This is a genomic window from Erythrobacter sp., from assembly GCF_040217515.1.
Taxonomy (GTDB): domain Bacteria; phylum Pseudomonadota; class Alphaproteobacteria; order Sphingomonadales; family Sphingomonadaceae; genus Erythrobacter.
The window spans coordinates 311156-327378 of sequence record NZ_JAVJPT010000005.1; the positions used below are offsets into that span (position 1 = coordinate 311156).

Sequence of the window (16223 nt, forward strand, 5' to 3'; positions counted from 1 at the left end):
GATCGGCGGAAATATGTGATAACAGTTCGCAATTGCAATAAGGGGTGCAAAACAACGCTCTTTCGTGCCGCAGGCGCGACCTTGCGTCACTCTCACTGGTCGGAAAGGCTCAGGCCTGCGCGCGCAGCGGTGCGCTCGCCAGGTCGCCCTCGCGCTCCTGCGCGATCAGCATCGCGGCGAGGTAATCGGGCACGGCGCGGCTGAAATAGAAGCCCTGGCCGAGCGTGCAGCCGGCCTCGCGCACGGCTTGCACCTGCTCGACCGTCTCGAGCCCTTCGGCCACGATCTCGATATCGAGCGTCGATCCCATTTCGGCGACTGCGCGGATGATCGCATCGCTCTTGCGCCCGACATGCGCGCCCGAGACGAAGCTGCGATCGACCTTGATCTTGTGCAGCGGGAAGGTGTTGATGTGGCCGAGCGAGGAATAGCCCGTGCCGAAATCGTCGAGCGCGAACCGGACTCCGACCTCGGCCAGTTCCTCGATGAAGGCGGCAGTGGCGTGGTTGTCCTCGATGAACAGGCTTTCGGTCACTTCCAGCTCGAGCCGGGAAGGGTCGAGTCCCGCTTCGCGCAGCGCGTTGCGGATGCCGAGCGCCGCGCCCGGGGCGCGGATCTGCAGCGGGGAGAGGTTGACCGCGACATTGACGTCTTTTGGCCATGTCGCCGCGGTGCGCGCGGCCTGCGCGGTGATCCAGTTGCCGAGCGTCACGATCACCCCCGTCTCCTCGGCCACGGGGATGAATTCGTCGGGCTTGAGCTCGCCCTTCTCCGGGTGGAACCAGCGCACCAGCGCCTCGAAGGTGCGGATGCGCCCGGTTTCGAGGTCGACGATCGGCTGGAAGAAGATCGACAGCTCCTCGCGCTGGATCGCGACGCGCAATTCGTGTTCGATCTCGCGCCGGCGGATCAGGTCGCGCGTCATCGCACGGTCGAAGAAGCGGGTCTGCGCACGGCCCCCGACCTTGGCGTGATAAAGCGCAAGGTCCGCGCTCTGCATCAGCGTGTCGGCATCGGCCCCGTCCTCGGGCAGCAGGGCAACTCCGAGCGAGGCGCGCACTTCCAGCCGATCGCCGTCGATGCGCACCGGGCGCATGATTTCGGCATGGATCTCGCTTGCGATGCGTTCGGAATGCTTGCGATCCTCGATATGGGTGAACACGACAAATTCGTCCCCTCCGAAACGCGCCACGGTCGCGCCCGGGGGCGACACCTCGCGCAGCCGCCGCGCCACCTCGTGCAGCACGCGGTCGCCGACCGGATGGCCGAGCAGGTCATTCACTTCCTTGAAGCGATCGAGGTCGATCCAGATGAGCGCGAGACATTCGTCTTCGCCCAGCGACATCATTGTCTCGACCATGGAATGATTGAGCCCCGCCCGGTTGGCGAGCCCGGTAACGACATCGGTCCGCGCGAGGACCTGCATCCGGTCGGCGAGATTGGAGCTGGTTTCGGCCGACGCGATCGACTCGCGAAGCACCTTGGAAATGTTGAGCACGATCGACATCATGGCCGGGATCAGCAACGCGATGGTCGCCGCCAATGTCAGCAGCGCGGCGGATCCTTCGGCCACGCAGGCGGCCATGACCGGCAGCAGGGACAAGGTCAGCTGGCCGATCGCGATGCTCGGCCGACCCGCATTGCGCGCCGAGACGCCCACGCCATAGCACAGCGTGTTCGCCACCATCAGCACCTGCACCTCGCCCGGCGCGCCGAGCCAGATCGTCATCGCTCCGACCACGCCGATGGCCAGCGCATAGCTGAAGGCACCGATCTCGTAGATGATCTCGAGTTTGGCCGTGCTGGTGCGCCCGCTGTCCGGCGACAGGCCCATCGCCGAAACGACCCGCAGCACCGCGATGAGGGTGAGCACCGTGGCACCGGCATACAATTGCGGCAGCCCCGCCGAGAAAGCCGATACGGCGGTCGCAGCGATCCCGGTGAGCGCGCCGATCGCAAGGCTCGCGGGCTGGGTGTAGAGCGTCTTGACCAGCAGCCGGCGCGCGCGCGCGGACACGCGATCCGCGCCCGGGCGCGGGGCCAGCGCGCGCAGCCTGGCAAAGGGTCCTGTCGCTCCCATATCCGCTTCGGTCTAGCGCGAAGTGGTCAAGGCCGGGTTAATGCGACGCTTACCGTCATACGGATCGAATAATCCGGCCATGGGAAGGCTGTGCAAGAGCCGGGTGGGGCGGAACGAACAGCCGGCCGAGCCGGGCGATCGTCAGGCGCCCGGCTGCCGTGCGTCGGGGCCGACCTGCGCGCCCGGCTGACTGGGGACCTGCGCGGCCAGACGCCGGTCCAGCGTGCGGGTGACTTCCAGCCACCAGTCATAGGCCGCGCGGTCGCCGGCGAAGAACGCGGCTTCCGCCCGGACTCGCGCCGCGCGGGCGGCACCGAGCCCGTGCTCGGCGAAATGACGCAGGGCGGCGCGCAGGACCTTTTCGCCCGGCGCATCGCGGCGCGTGCGGCGTGGGGCAGACCTGCGCGTGCGTGCCGCGCCCGAGGCGCCGTCCTCGCTTGCCGTGTCGCTGCCATTGTCATTGGCCGCCCGCTCGCGCGCGCGGCGCACCAGGCCGCGCGCGATCGGGGCGCAGGCAGGGGCGTTCCAGGTGCCCGAAGCGGCCGCGAAACGAATGGTCATGGGTGGGCGGTTTCCCGAGGCTTGGCCCCTTGCGGCGGCTCGTGCGGCGGGCTTTTTTCCAGAACTTCGGGGCTCCGAAAAAGCCTTTGCGGCGGCGCTGCGGGCGGGGCGCAGGTGGTGAAATGGCTTCGGTGCTATTACGGGGCCCTGCGCTAAGGCTTGGTGAGCAGTCAGGGTTTCGCGCGCGTTAACCCCGTCCCCGGGGCGCGCGCCGCATCCCCGCGCTTTCCCCTGTTCGTCCGGTTCCTGTCCGCAGGCTTTTCCACGAGGCTTACTTCCCGATGTCCTCTTCGCCCGCACCGATGGCCGGATCGACCGCTATGCGCGGGGCCCGCCGGGCTGCTTCTTCCGGGCGGAGCTTCCAGCGTCCCGCGCCGCGATATTCGGCGCGCACGCTGCCGCTGCCCTGCGCGGGTTCGGCGATGGAGGTGGAAATGGGCCCGGCGGCGGTTTTTCGGGGAGCGACAGGACCGCCCGGAGCCGCGGCGACCGAGGGCGAAGGCGCGACCGCGCGTGAAGGCGATGGCCGCGGCGATGCCCGGCGCGCGGCGGGGGCTGTAGGCGCGCCTCGTTCGATCCCGGCATAGGCGGCATCGAAGGCGGCGAGAGAGCCCGCCGGCCCGCGCGCGCGATAAAAGCGGTGCGCCCCGATCGTCCCGACCGGATCGAGCGCCTCGGCCCAGCGCGGTGTGACCCACAGCGCGTGGTAATGTGTCGCCAAGCCCACCTGCGGCTGGACTGCGCCCGCCAGCGCCGCCCGCGCGATCCGGCGTGCCCGCGCCCAGCCCGCCCCGCGCGGGGTCCTCTCGCGGCTGCCGTCGCAAGTGAACGTGAACTGGCAGCCCGTCGCCCGCTCGGCGCCCTGGAACACGACCCCGCAGACGCTGCCGGGCCATGCCGGGTGGCGCACGCGGTTGAGCACGACCTGCGCGACCGCGCGCTGGCCCGGCTCGCTTTCGCCCGCCGCCTCGTAGAACACCGCCTCGGCCAGGCACCGTTCTGCCTGCGGATTGGCGGCGGCGGCGAGGAAGGGCAATGCGGACGGCCCGGGATCGAGCGCCCGACCGGATGCGCCGGGCGCACCGGCAGATGCGTGCCCGAGCGGATCGGGACCGGGCAGCGCGATCAGCGCGGCTTCTTCGGGCGGATCGGCGAGATGGTAGAAGGCCGAGCCGGGAAAGCTCATGCCCGGACGCTCGAAAGGCATGGGCTCGCGCGCCGCCCCGGAAAATTCGTCGGCGAAAAGCCCCGCGCCGTTTGCCTGCGCGTCCGGCGGCAGGCCGCCAAGACCGCCAAGGTCCGAACCGGGCGCGGCCAAAGCCGGAACTGCAATCGCAAGGATGAGCACGGCCAGGCGCCCCTTGAGCGAGGGGCGGCGGTCGGAGCGGGTATACGGCGGCGAGCTGCGAAAGGGCAGGTTTCGCAGGATCTGCCCGAAGCCGGCAGCGACTTGCGCAAGCCTTTTCGGCGCGGCAGGCAAGGCGCCCGCAAAGAGCGCGGCGCGGCGCTTTATTACCGGCATATGCCAGGAACCGCCCGTCGCAGGCCCGTCCGAGCCTTCGGGAGCGCGTTCGAGCAGCCGGGTGCGGGCAAGGTTGCGGCGACGGGTCACCTTGCATGCCTAGCCCGTGCGCTTGCCGCCGGGCGAGCGCCGCGGCGAACGCGTCCCGAAAGCGCACAGGGAAGGGGCAAGAGCTTATCGGTGGCTTTCGGACAGGGCGGGGCGGGCAGACAGGGGGCGGGCAGACAGGGGACGGGCAGACAGGGGCGGGCACATGGCTTGCGGCTGCGGGGGTGCGTCCCTATCGAAAGGGTCCAAGGGGATCGCTTCTTTGCCCAAAGTCCTGCTCGCAATCACGGGAACGGTGCTGGCGCTGGTCGCCGGCTGCGCCCCCGCGCCCGCCGGGCGCGAGCGGGCCGCGCCCGCGAATATCGCCGCCCCCACTTTCGTCAGCCTCAATCCCTGCCTCGATGCGCTGCTGGTCGAGATCGCCGCGCCGGGACAGATCCTCGCCCTGTCGCATTACAGCCGCGATGCCTCCTCCAGCTCGCTCGCCCGGGATATGGTGGAGCGTTTCGGGACCACCGGCGGAACGGCGGAGGAGGTGATCGCGCTGAGGCCCGACGTGGTGCTGGCGAGCAGTTTCATCGCGCCGGCCACGAAAGCCGCGCTCGAGCGCGCGGGATTCCGGGTCGAGACGTTCGGCAGCCCGGTGAGCGTTGCGCAAAGCCTCGCCCAGGCGCGCCGCATCGCCGCGCTTGCCGGGCGCAAGGAAGCGGGCGAGGCGCTCGCGCGGCGGATGCGGGCGAAGGGAGCGGGCGACCCGGACAAGCGAATCGGGCCGGACGCGACGATCGCGACCCTGCTGTGGCAACCGGGCCAGATCGTGCCGGGCGAGGCTACGCTGATCGCCGAACTGATGGCCGAAAGCGGTTTTGCGAGCCATTCCGCCGCGCGCGGGCTCGGGCAGGCGGACCATGTCGCGCTCGAGACCCTGCTGGCCGATCCGCCCGACCTGCTGCTGGTCGCGGGCGACAGCGCAGGTCAGGAACACCCGCTGCTCGCCCGGCTGGAGGAGACGCGCGTCGAGCGTTTTCCTGCGAGCCTGCTGTATTGCGGCGGTCCGACGATCCCCGCCGTGCGCGCGCGGCTCGCCGAGATCCGGGCCGGGATCGAGGGGCGTGCCGAGCCGTGACTCGTGCGAGCCTTGTCTTCGCCGCGCTTCTCGCGGTCCTGCTGCCCGCTTCGCTGCTGGCCGGGCGGGTGTGGATTTCCCCCTTCTCGCCCTCGGCCGGGCCCGAAAACGCCGCGCTCATCCTGATGGAATTGCGCCTGCCGCGCGCGCTGCTCTGCGTGGTGATCGGGGCGGGGCTGGGCGCGGCGGGCGCGGCAATGCAGGGCTATCTCAGGAACCCGCTCGCCGATCCAGGCCTGTTCGGGATCGCCCCCATGGCGGCGCTGGGGGCGGTGGGATCGTTCTGGTTCGCGGGCCTGCTTTCGCCCGCGCTCGCCGCGTGGAGCCTGCCCGGCTTTGCTCTGGCGGGTGCAGGGCTCGCCATGGCGCTGCTCGCGCTGATCGCGGGCCGCACGACATCGGACGCGCAGGGCGGGGCGGGGGGCGGCATCGCGCTGTTCACCCTGGCCGGATTGATGATCGCGAGCCTTGCGGGCGCGCTCACCGCGCTGGCCATCACCATGGCCCCCTCGGCCTTTGCGATGAGCCAGATCGTGCTGTGGCTGAACGGCGCGCTGACCGACCGCTCTTGGAACGAAGTGGCGCTGGCCGCGCCGCTGGTCGCGCTCGGCATCGGCGTGCTCGGCCTTGCCGCGCGGGCGCTCGATGCGCTGACGCTCGGCGAAGAGGCGGCGCGCTCGCTCGGGGTGGACCCGGCGCGGCTGCTGGTGTTGCTGGTGATCGGCGTCGGTCTGACCGTCGGGGCGAGCGTGGCGGTGGCTGGGATCATCGGCTTTGTCGGGCTGATCGTGCCCCATCTCGTCCGTCCGCTGACCGACCGGCGGCCTGCGAGCCTGATCCTGCCGAGCGCGCTTGCCGGGGCCTGCCTCGTGCTGGTCGCCGACAGCGCAGTGCGCCTGCTACCCTTCGTCACCGAGCTGCGGCTCGGCATCGCGCTTTCGCTGATCGGCGCGCCGTTCTTCGCGCTCCTGCTGCTGCGCATGCGCCGGGGGGAGGTGTGATGCTGGCAGCGCATGGACTGTCGCTGCAACGGGGCGGGGTACGCGTCCTCGAAGGCGTGTCGGCCGATCTCGCGCGCGCGACGATTACCGCGATCGTCGGGCCCAATGGCGCGGGCAAGTCGAGCCTGCTGCTCGGTCTTGCCGGCCTGCTTGCGCCCGAGGAGGGGCGGGTCGTGCTGGAAGGGTGCGACCTCGCCGATCTGTCTGCGCGCGAACGTGCACGCGCGCTCGGATACCTGCCGCAGGGGGCGGATATCGCCTGGGACGTGAGCGTAGGGACGCTCGTCGCGCTTGGGCGGATGCCGCATGGCGATGCAAGGGGTCGGGGGCACGAGGCGATCGAGCGCGCCATCACCGCGCTCTCGCTCGAGGACCTGCGCCATCGCCCGGCGAGCCGCCTTTCTGGTGGCGAGCGCGCGCGCGCACTGCTTGCGCGGGTGCTGGCGGGGGAGCCGCACTGGATCCTTGCCGACGAACCGCTCGCCGCGCTCGACCTTGCGCACCAGCTCGCGCTCATCCGTCACCTGCGCGCCTGTGCCGAGGGCGGGCAGGGCGTGGTGGTGGTGCTGCACGACCTTGCCCTGGCGATGAACCACGCCGACCGCGTTCTGGTGCTGGACGGCGGGCGGTTGGTCGCAGCGGGCGCGCCCGAGCAGGCGCTCGCCCCCGACCGGATCGCGGCGGTGTGGGGGATCGAGGCGCGCTGGCTGGGCGGGCCGGGGGCGCGGGCGCTCACCGCGCGGACGGCGCAGGCGGGTGCGGGCGGGGCGGGTGTGTCGCAAATTTCCAAGTAATCCGCTGCTCGAATGCGCTATGGGTCCCTGACATGGAGACCCGCAAATGATCGCATACGCCGCGCTATCGCGCACGCCCTGCGGCCGCGCCGTCAGCGCCGCCTGCTTCGCCGCCGCCGCCGCGCTCGCCGCGACGCCGCTAGCGGCGGAGGGGGTATCCACCCCGCAGGAAGCCAATGCCGAATTCATGGCCAGCATGGAATCGGGCCTTCGTGCCTCGACCTTGGGCGAAGCGAAGAAATGCGCGGGCTACTGGTGGGCGCTCCAGCTTGTGCAGGAGAACAGCACCGAAGTGACCTTCTGGCAAAACCTGCCCGACCGCTTTAGCGCCGAAACGGCGAAGCTGGGATTCCAGTATTACGCCAAGGTGGTTCTCGATGCGGTCGATGGCGACCAGGCCCGCGTCGACAAGGCCAACCAGGAAATCTTCGACTACCGGCAGGAAGCGATCCAGCGCGTCGTCTCGGCCGAGCAGACCGGCGGGATCGACGGGTTCTTCTCGGCGCTGGGCTATTGCGTCCCGGAGTGACGGCGGCGCCGTGAGCTGCGGGGCTGAGCGGACCGCGCGCGGCCGCACTGTGCGCGCAATGCGCCGGCGCGCAAAACAGCGGCCATAAAGGCGAAAATGGGTCGACCCGGCGGTTCCACCCCCACCTCAATGCATGGGGGAGCGCCGCGGGCCGACCCTCTCCGGGCAAGTTGTCGCGCTGGCCCGGAAAGGTGCGACCCGAAGGGCATTTGCGAAGACTTGCAAAGAGAAACCGACCATAGCGCGCCATGGGCGGATGGGGACTTCAGTTTTCCTGTAGGTCTCCTGCGAAGGGGCATTACAGGTTCAAGGGTCAGGCCGCGCGCGGATCCTCATAATCGCCGTCGAGGAAAATCTGCCTGCGCCGCTCGGAGCGATAGGCCAGACCGCGCGCGACGCGGCCGGCGGCGGTGGTGTAATCGAGTTCCGCCGCGATCGCCTCGTAATCCCCTCTTCGAATCGCGGCGTTGAGGCGCGGACTTTCCTCCTTGGAGACACTGCCGATCCCGACATTGAACACCAGGTCGACCAGCGCATCGAATTCGTTCTGGTTGACCGGCAGGTCGCCGACGAGTTCGCGCACGCCGTCCGCGGCCTTTTCGAGATCGCGTTCGAGCAGCTTCATCGCCCGGCCATGGGTGATCCGGTCGCCGACGCGCAGATTGTCTTCGGGAAGGACGAGGTGGCCGACGCCCACGGTCGGGTAGCCCGCCACGTCGCGATAGACGCGGTAGCGCACGCCTTCTTCCTCGACCAGCGCCTCGACCATCGCTTCGCTGGTAGAGAGGTCCTGCGCATCCCGGCGAACTGCGGGGTCGAGGACCACGGCCTGCTCGATTACGGGTTCGGTTCCGGCCGCCGCCTGCTCGACCGCGAGGTCGGATGCCCCTGCAAGGGCGACCGCCGAGACGCTCAGCATTGCCGCCGCGCCCTTGCGCCGCGAAAGCCGCGGGCGGCGTTTGATGGCGGAAGGCCCGGTGGCGGGATTGGCTGTCGCCGACGGATTGCTGCAGCGCGCCCGGCGACGGGCAAGCCGCTCGCGGAACTCGCGGAACGAGCGCAGAAAGCGCCGCCGCCGCAGGCTTTCGGGCCGACGCGCGGGGATCGGGGTCGGCACGCGCCGGCCGGACAAGGGCGGCTTGGCGGAGCGGGGCGGCGGGGCGGAGCGGGGAATGCACTGGAGCTCTGTAGTGGGGATGGGGTCCTCTTTTCGTTCGTAAGTCCAGTGCGTTGTCGGCTTTCACTGGATCAACGAGCGAGATGAGGGGAAATGTCCACGCTTCACCGGGGCTGAGACACGGGGCGCGGCGGCAGGCGACCCCGTCCAAGACTCCACACCGTTACGAGCCGAGCGGGCGACCCGCCTTGACCTTGCGCGTTGTTTTCGCGAGCAAGCCGGGATCGTCGAGCGGGTTGCCCTCGAGCACGAGGAAATCGGCCTCGCACCCGGCTTCAAGGCAGCCGATGCGCCGCTCCGGGAAAAGTCGGGGCCCAGTTTCGAAGGCGATGCGCAGCAGTTCCGCGCGGTCGAACACGTCGAGGCGGTCAAGATGCACGATCTCGTCGATCACGCTGCCGCCGCCATCGGTGCCGATCATGAATTCGGCGCCGGCCTTCCTCAGCTTTGCGAGGTTCTCGCGCTGCACCGCATAGGCGAGCGCGACCCGGCTGCGGCCGAGATCGGTCTCGATCCGCTGCGCGCTGCGGGCGGCCAGGACATAGGTGGAAACCAGCACCATACCGCTTTCCGCCACGACCTTGGCCTGGTCGTCGCGCAGAATGAATTGCACCGCTTTGTTACCGTCGCGAAACAGGCTGTATCCGGGCAGGTGCATCGCGGCGAAAGCCCCGCCTTCGGCCGCGGCGACCAGATCTGCTGCGGTCTCGACGTGAAACGCGGTCTTCAGCCCGCGCCTCGCAGCTTCCTCGACCAGCACCGGGACATTGGCCGGATCGAGGCCCTTCGCCCCGTAATATTCGTCGTCATCGACGCGGGCTTCGTATTCCTCCGAATAGAGCAAATAGCCCTTCACGAAATCCGCGCCCTGTTGCACCAGCGTATCGAGCGATGCTTCGATTTCGGCCCGGTCGCGACCGTAATGGAAGGCATCGCCAAGGAAATCCTTGCGCCCGCCATAGACCTGGTCGCTCAGCACTTCGACATAGAGCCGTTCGGGGTGACCACGCGGTTCGGTGATCCCTCCAAAAGCGACCTTTACGTCGAAGGTGTCGGGGCGGGCGAAGTAATCCTTCGCTCCGTCGCCGAGCTGCACGGTGTTGGGATTCCAGATGTAATAGATGCCGTTGCGGAGGAACTGGCCGCTCGACCAATCGGCCGGGACGGTGATGTGGTTGTGCGCGTCGGCGAGCGCAGGCGTTACGAAGGACCCTTCGAGATCGACGGTCCGCCCGGGGTTCTTACCGGGGGCAGGCTCCACGATGCGGCTGCTACGTACGGCGAAATCACGCTGCTCGAAGCCCTGGCCAGTCCAACCCTGTGCCCCGCGATAAAGGGTGAGGATGTCCTGATCCCCCTCCACCTGATCTTGCGCGTCGAGAGCTGGCGACCAAAAGGCAAGCGCGCAAAGGAGGGCAATAAAGGTCCGGCTCATGACTATCTCCTGTTACTTCAGATCTTTAGTTACAGATCTTTAGTTACTCAGCGCGGGGGTTTGTGGATGCCTTTGACTGCCGCCTATCGGGCGTAGCGACAAGGCACCACCAAGGGAAATTGAGGCGGCTCGACGATTGGACAGGCGGGGCGTGGAAACCAAGCCGACATGCCGGGCGTTGCATCAGCGCTGCTGCGGGGTCATTTCGCTTCGGTCGCTTGCCTCGCCCGTTGCAATGCCGAAAGACTGCGACCATTTCGTCAAGACGGTATTGGCAAGCCTCTCGCCAATGGGCCACTCGTCCCTTTACACCTACGAACATTTCCGGAACAAAGCCGTCCCATGAGCCTCACGAAAATATCCGTCCGCGGCGCGCGCGAGCACAACCTCAAGGGCATCGATATCGACCTGCCGAGGGACAGCCTGATCGTCGTCACCGGGCTTTCGGGCAGCGGCAAGTCGTCCCTCGCCTTCGACACCATCTATGCCGAGGGGCAGCGCCGCTATGTCGAGAGCCTGTCGGCCTATGCGCGCCAGTTCCTTGAGATGATGCAGAAGCCCGATGTCGAGCATATCGACGGGCTTTCCCCCGCCATCAGCATCGAGCAGAAGACGACGTCGAAGAACCCGCGATCGACCGTCGCGACCGTCACCGAGATCTACGATTACATGCGGCTGTTATGGGCGCGGGTCGGCACGCCCTATTCGCCCGCAACGGGAGAGCCGATCGAGGCCCAGACCGTTTCGAACATGGTCGACCGGGTGATGGCGCTGCCGGAAGGCACGCGGCTTTACCTGCTCGCCCCGGTGGTGCGCGGGCGCAAGGGCGAATATCGCCGCGAGCTCGCCGAATGGCAGAAGGCGGGCTTCACCCGCGTGCGGATCGACGGGGAACTTTACCCCATCGAGGAGGCCCCCGCGCTCGACAAGAAGTTCAAGCACGACATCGAGGTGGTGGTCGACCGGCTCGCGGTGAAGGAGGGGCTGGAGACGCGGCTGGCGGACAGTTTCGAGACCGCGCTCAAGCTCGCCGAGGGTCTGGCCTATGTCGATCTCGCCGACGGCGTCGTGCCGGGGCGTGAGGGTGAGGGCGAAGGTGCCGATGCCAAGGGCGGGGCGATGAAAGGCGCCGGCATCCCTGCCAACCGCATCGTCTTTTCCGAGAAATTCGCCTGCCCGGTCTCCGGCTTTACCATCGAGGAGGTCGAGCCGCGCCTGTTCTCCTTCAACTCGCCCCAGGGCGCGTGCCCCGCCTGCGACGGGATCGGGGAAAAGCAGCTGTTCGACGAACGGCTGGTCGTCCCGAACGAGGCGCTCACGCTCAAACAGGGCGCGGTCGTGCCGTGGGCGAAATCCAACCCGCCGTCGCCCTATTACATGCAGGTGCTAGCCAGCCTCGCGAAAGCCTACGATTTCGACCTGACGACGCCGTGGAAGGATCTCGAGCCCGACCAGCGCATGATCATCCTGCACGGCACGGGCGGGATGCCGGTCCCGCTCACCTTCAAGGACGGGCGCAAGCAATACACCGTGACCAAGCCGTTCGAAGGCGTGATCGGCAATCTCAATCGCCGCATGCGCCAGACGGAGAGCGCGTGGATGCAGGAGGAGCTGTCCAAGTTCCAGACCGCGCAGCCCTGCGAGGCGTGCGGCGGCAAGCGTTTGAACGAAAAGGCGCTCGCCGTGAAAATCCCCGGCCCCACCGGTCCCATCGACATCGCCGAACCCGTCCGCATGAGCGTTGCCGATGCCAAGGCGTGGTTTGCCGAGGCCGACGATCACCTGACCGATCAGCAGGGCCAGATCGCCAAGGCCATCCTGAAAGAGATCAATGAGCGGCTCGGCTTCCTCGACAATGTCGGGCTCGACTACCTCAATCTCGACCGCACATCGGGCACGCTTTCGGGCGGGGAATCGCAGCGCATCCGCCTCGCCAGCCAGATCGGCAGCGGGCTGTCGGGCGTGCTCTACGTCCTCGACGAACCCTCGATCGGCCTGCACCAGCGCGACAATGACCGGCTGCTCGCCACGCTCAAACGGCTGCGCGATCTCGGCAATACGGTGATCGTGGTCGAGCATGACGAGGACGCGATCCGCAGCGCCGACCATATCGTCGATCTCGGCCCCGGCGCGGGCGTCCATGGCGGCGAGATCGTCGCGCAGGGCACGCTGAAAAAGGTGATGAAGGCGAAAGGCTCGCTCACCGCCGATTACCTCACCGGGCGGCGCGCAATCGAGGTTCCGGAAAAGCGGCGCAAGGGCAATGGCCTGAAACTGACGGTGAAGGGGGCGAGCGCCAACAACCTGCGCGGTGTCACCGCCTCCATCCCGCTCGGCACTTTCACCTGCATCACCGGCGTGTCCGGTTCGGGCAAGTCCTCCTTCACCATCGACACGCTCTATGCCGGGGCCGCCCGCGTGCTCAACGGCGCGCGCGTCGTCGCGGGCAAGCACGACGCGATCGAGGGGCTGGAGAACTGCGACAAGGTGATCGAGATCGACCAGTCCCCCATCGGCCGCACCCCGCGCTCCAACCCGGCGACCTATACCGGCGCCTTCACCCAGATCCGTGACTGGTTCGCCGGCCTGCCCGAAAGCCAGGCGCGCGGGTACAAGCCGGGGCGCTTCTCCTTCAACGTCAAGGGCGGGCGCTGCGAGGCGTGCACCGGCGACGGCCTCATCAAGATCGAGATGCACTTCCTCCCCGACGTCTACGTCACCTGCGAGGAATGCGGGGGCAAGCGCTACAACCGCGAAACGCTGGAGGTGAAGTTCAAGGGGCTGTCCATCGCCGACGTGCTCGACATGACGATCGAGGACGCGGAAGGCTTCTTCAAGGCGGTGCCTTCGATCCGCGACAAGATGCGGATGCTGAACGAGGTCGGGCTCGGCTACGTCAAGGTCGGCCAGCAGGCGACGACCCTGTCAGGCGGCGAGGCGCAGCGCGTGAAGCTCGCCAAGGAATTGTCGAAACGCTCCACCGGGCAGACGCTCTACATCCTCGACGAACCGACGACGGGCCTGCATTTCGAGGACGTTCGCAAACTGCTGGAAGTGCTTCACCGGCTGGTGGAGCAGGGCAATTCGGTGGTGGTGATCGAGCACAATCTCGACGTGATCAAGACCGCCGACTGGATCGTGGACCTCGGCCCGGAGGGCGGCGTGCGCGGCGGGGAGATTGTTGCGGAGGGCACGCCGGAGGAAGTGGCCGAGGTGGAGCGGTCGTTTACGGGGGGGTATTTGCGGGGGATGTTGGGGCAGGGTGGCCGCGAGGCTGCGCAGTGACTACAGCTTGCTTGCAAGGGGTAGTACCTGACCTCTCGCTTTCGCTTCCAACTGCGAACCAGCGTAGGCACGCCATCTAGGCGCAAGGAGAGGACGAGTGAACCTAGGGCATTGGCAGTTTCTTACCGGCTTCTTCAAGTTTTCTTTCGTACGGCTATTTATAGCGTGGTTCGCCTTAGTGCCTATCGCGCTTTACATCTTCAGGTACCTTCCCAGCACGATTTCAATTTCGACAGCGCCCGATATGATCCTCAAGATTGACGTTGGCCTTCCATTTAATTGGATGATCCTATGGCTCTCATCGTTTCTGTTTGCATTATCCGCTGCGCTTTTTGCGATATTTTGCCCATCCTTCATCAAAAGGCATGATACATATACGAAATACAAGGAGCTTGGGCATTCGCCGCGGTGGGTGATTTGGGAGGTCTATTACGCCTTAAGTAAGAAGGGAAAGTTCCCATTGCTCTGGAAATACGACCATACCCAGCCAATGCGAAAACGCTTCATAGATAAGGGCTTAGCTACCTGCTGTACTGAGGTAAGCAACAAAGTTCCGGAAGGTCAAAATGCCGCAGTGGAGGCGTTGAGTGATCGTACAATCGTTTACTTTATGCATCAGTCGCAGGTGTATGAAATGTACTCGAGGCAGGCGCCCGAGGCAGATGATCAACGCGAGAACGATATATTCTGGGAGCTGTTCGGTTATTTAACAAAGCGACACCCATTAGTAAGAGGGGCTATCAATTGTCTTATTATTATATCATTCGCCCTAGTTTTTTGGGTTTTCATTGAAAATGTGTGGTTCACAATTGAGTATTTTGTGGAATGGTTAGACGAAACTACGAGCATTATGCAGGTATAACTAGCCAAATACATTTTTGCGCGTCCCCAATTCGGCTCGATACACAAAGTGAGTGCCAAATGGCATGTTCTTACTGTTTTGCAAAGGCGCGAGGTGGTTTCCGAGGGGATCCAAGGATTCAACTAGTAAACTCTGGCGCTTTCAGGAAGCGGCTGAAGCGCGCAGCCGAAGGGCGTGGTCGAGGCGCGTTTGAAGAGTTTCTGCAGCGCCGCATTCCAATTCAGCTGGGCGGTATGACGGACCCATTCTCAATTTCGTCTGTTGAGACTCAATGTATAAATGATCTTCTAGGCGTCTTGAATGAGTTCGATTATCCTACTATAATTAGTACAAAGGGTCGTTTTTGTGATTTGAAGTCTGTGCGCAATTTGCTTTCCGTTGGAAATTACTATGTGCGGGTGTCAATCGGCGCTTCTTTGTTCGACAAGAACGCAGTTGAACCAGGCACACCTTCTGTTTGCGAGTCCTTGGAGATTGTCTCCATGCTCGCGGAAGCTGACATTCCAACTTGTGTGCGGCTTCAACCCATATTTCCGGACGCTGAGGAGCAAGCACTCTTCTTGGGGATCGCGGCGAAGAATGCTGGGGCTAGAGCAGTTTCCCTTGAGTATCTGAAGGTGCCAGAAGATCGGAGTACCCATCAATTCAGGCAATTAGATCGTCTATATCGAGGCAGGCTCCGATCAATATTTGAGTCTGAAGGTATATCTACAGATGGCAGGGAATTTTCGCTGAGCTTAGAGCGAAGAATACGAGGCTTAAAGGTCCTGAAGAAGGAGTTGAACAGGATCGGCGTTCGCGTTGGTATTGCTGAGAATGAGCTACTACACTATGGAGACTTAGCGGGATGCTGTAATGGTGGTAGCGAAGTTCTCCGAGGCGCGGAGGATTTTCAATACAATACGTCGGCGGTCTTGAGGCGTCGCGTTGCGCGGTCTATTGCAATCAATGAGTTTGCGGACTTTTGGAAACCGACCTCACCGGTAGCTCGACATTTTAATTCTCACAGCCGTTTCGGACTCAAAGGACTAGACGCGACTTGGGAGAACTTTTTTAAGCGTCGTTGGAATGATCTTAGATCCAAATTTAATCCGACCTTTTTTCACGGTGTGACGTTTGACGGCGCCAATGATGAGGATGGTAATTTGATCTATAACTACGTTCCGGACACAGGATGGGGCGGGATGGTCCAAGAACCGGTTCGGTCCGGAACAACCCGCTCCCCCACTCGCTGACCTTGTGACAACAAAACCAGCGAAGGAGCATTCCATGACCCGCACCGCTCTCACCGTCGCTTTCCCGAAAACCGCCGCGCTCGCCGCTGCGGCCGCGCTCTCGCTTTCTGCCTGTTCGACTTATGGCGCGGGCGGCGATGCGCTTGGGTACGGCACGCAGCTTGCCACCAACCTGTCCGGCCAGGCCGAAGTGCCCGAGACCGGCGACGCCAACGGGGCGGGCGAGTTCATCGCCGCGCTGAACCCGCAGGGCGAGCTGTGCTATGAGATCGAAGTCGGCGCGATCGGTGCGCCCACCGGGGCGCATATCCATCGCGGCGGGGCGGAGGAGAACGGCCCCGTCGTCGTCTCGCTTTCCACCCCCGAAATCGGCGAGCGGACCGAGGCCTGCGCGGTGGTCGAAAGCGAGCTGGCGAGCGCGATGCTGGCCGATCCCGACGGCTTCTACGTCAATGTCCATAACGAGGAATTTCCCGGCGGCGCGGTGCGCGGGCAGTTGATGGGCGCGGGGATGTAATCGGCGCGCGGCGCATCCGCCCGGCACAAGGCGGCGTAGCTTGGCGCGGGA

Annotated in this window: 12 protein-coding genes; 7 read left to right on the forward strand and 5 right to left on the reverse strand. The window is 65.6% G+C overall.

The window, feature by feature from the left end:
• Positions 1-109: 109 nt before the first annotated feature.
• The 3 genes from RIB52_RS07520 to RIB52_RS07530 form a co-directional block, all read right to left on the reverse strand.
• The gene (locus tag RIB52_RS07520) at positions 110-2080 is read right to left on the reverse strand and encodes a putative bifunctional diguanylate cyclase/phosphodiesterase (RefSeq protein WP_350174520.1); all 1971 of its coding nucleotides are present in this window, start codon (positions 2078-2080) and stop codon (positions 110-112) included.
• A gap of 141 nt (positions 2081-2221) precedes the next feature.
• Entirely contained in the window at positions 2222-2641 is a 420-nt protein-coding gene (locus tag RIB52_RS07525; RefSeq protein WP_350174522.1) for a hypothetical protein, read from the reverse strand.
• A 271-nt stretch (positions 2642-2912) separates the two neighbouring features.
• A complete protein-coding gene (locus RIB52_RS07530) occupies positions 2913-4253 on the reverse strand; it encodes a cell wall hydrolase (protein ID WP_350174524.1) in 1341 nt (446 codons plus the stop codon).
• 220 nt (positions 4254-4473) lie between these two features.
• Here RIB52_RS07530 and RIB52_RS07535 point away from each other — a divergent pair, with 220 nt between their 5' ends.
• The 4 genes from RIB52_RS07535 to RIB52_RS07550 are packed head-to-tail and all read left to right on the forward strand — an operon-like array spanning position 4474 to position 7661.
• Positions 4474-5337 (forward strand): ABC transporter substrate-binding protein, encoded by an 864-nt coding sequence (locus RIB52_RS07535; protein ID WP_350174526.1) that lies wholly within the window; start codon positions 4474-4476, stop codon positions 5335-5337.
• Positions 5334-6338, forward strand: a complete 1005-nt coding sequence (locus RIB52_RS07540) for a FecCD family ABC transporter permease (protein WP_350174528.1) — start codon at positions 5334-5336, stop codon at positions 6336-6338. Before RIB52_RS07535 ends, RIB52_RS07540 begins: the two co-directional genes overlap by 4 nt.
• The gene (locus tag RIB52_RS07545) at positions 6338-7132 is read left to right on the forward strand and encodes an ABC transporter ATP-binding protein (protein ID WP_350174530.1); all 795 of its coding nucleotides are present in this window, start codon (positions 6338-6340) and stop codon (positions 7130-7132) included. The genes RIB52_RS07540 and RIB52_RS07545 overlap by 1 nt, the downstream gene beginning before the upstream one ends.
• Positions 7133-7178: 46 nt before the next feature.
• Positions 7179-7661, forward strand: a complete 483-nt coding sequence (locus tag RIB52_RS07550) for a hypothetical protein (RefSeq protein WP_350174532.1) — start codon at positions 7179-7181, stop codon at positions 7659-7661.
• A gap of 313 nt (positions 7662-7974) precedes the next feature.
• Here RIB52_RS07550 and RIB52_RS07555 read toward each other — a convergent pair whose 3' ends face one another.
• Positions 7975-8778 (reverse strand): lysozyme, encoded by an 804-nt coding sequence (locus RIB52_RS07555; RefSeq protein WP_350174534.1) that lies wholly within the window; start codon positions 8776-8778, stop codon positions 7975-7977.
• A gap of 223 nt (positions 8779-9001) precedes the next feature.
• On the reverse strand, positions 9002-10273 hold the full coding sequence (locus RIB52_RS07560) for an amidohydrolase family protein (RefSeq protein ID WP_350174536.1): 1272 nt from the start codon (positions 10271-10273) through the stop codon (positions 9002-9004).
• 342 nt (positions 10274-10615) lie between these two features.
• Between RIB52_RS07560 and uvrA the strand changes: the two genes are divergently transcribed.
• From uvrA to RIB52_RS07575, 3 genes are all read left to right on the forward strand, one after another.
• Positions 10616-13558 carry an excinuclease ABC subunit UvrA gene (gene uvrA / locus RIB52_RS07565; RefSeq protein WP_350174538.1) on the forward strand — a complete coding sequence of 981 codons (2943 nt, stop codon included), beginning with the start codon at positions 10616-10618 and terminating at the stop codon, positions 13556-13558.
• A gap of 244 nt (positions 13559-13802) precedes the next feature.
• Positions 13803-14420: a hypothetical protein gene (locus RIB52_RS07570; protein WP_350174540.1), complete on the forward strand. Its 618-nt coding sequence runs from the start codon at positions 13803-13805 to the stop codon at positions 14418-14420.
• Positions 14421-15689: 1269 nt separating this feature from the next.
• Complete coding sequence (locus RIB52_RS07575; protein ID WP_350174542.1) at positions 15690-16172, forward strand: CHRD domain-containing protein; 483 nt, start codon at positions 15690-15692, stop codon at positions 16170-16172.
• Positions 16173-16223 lie beyond the last annotated feature (51 nt).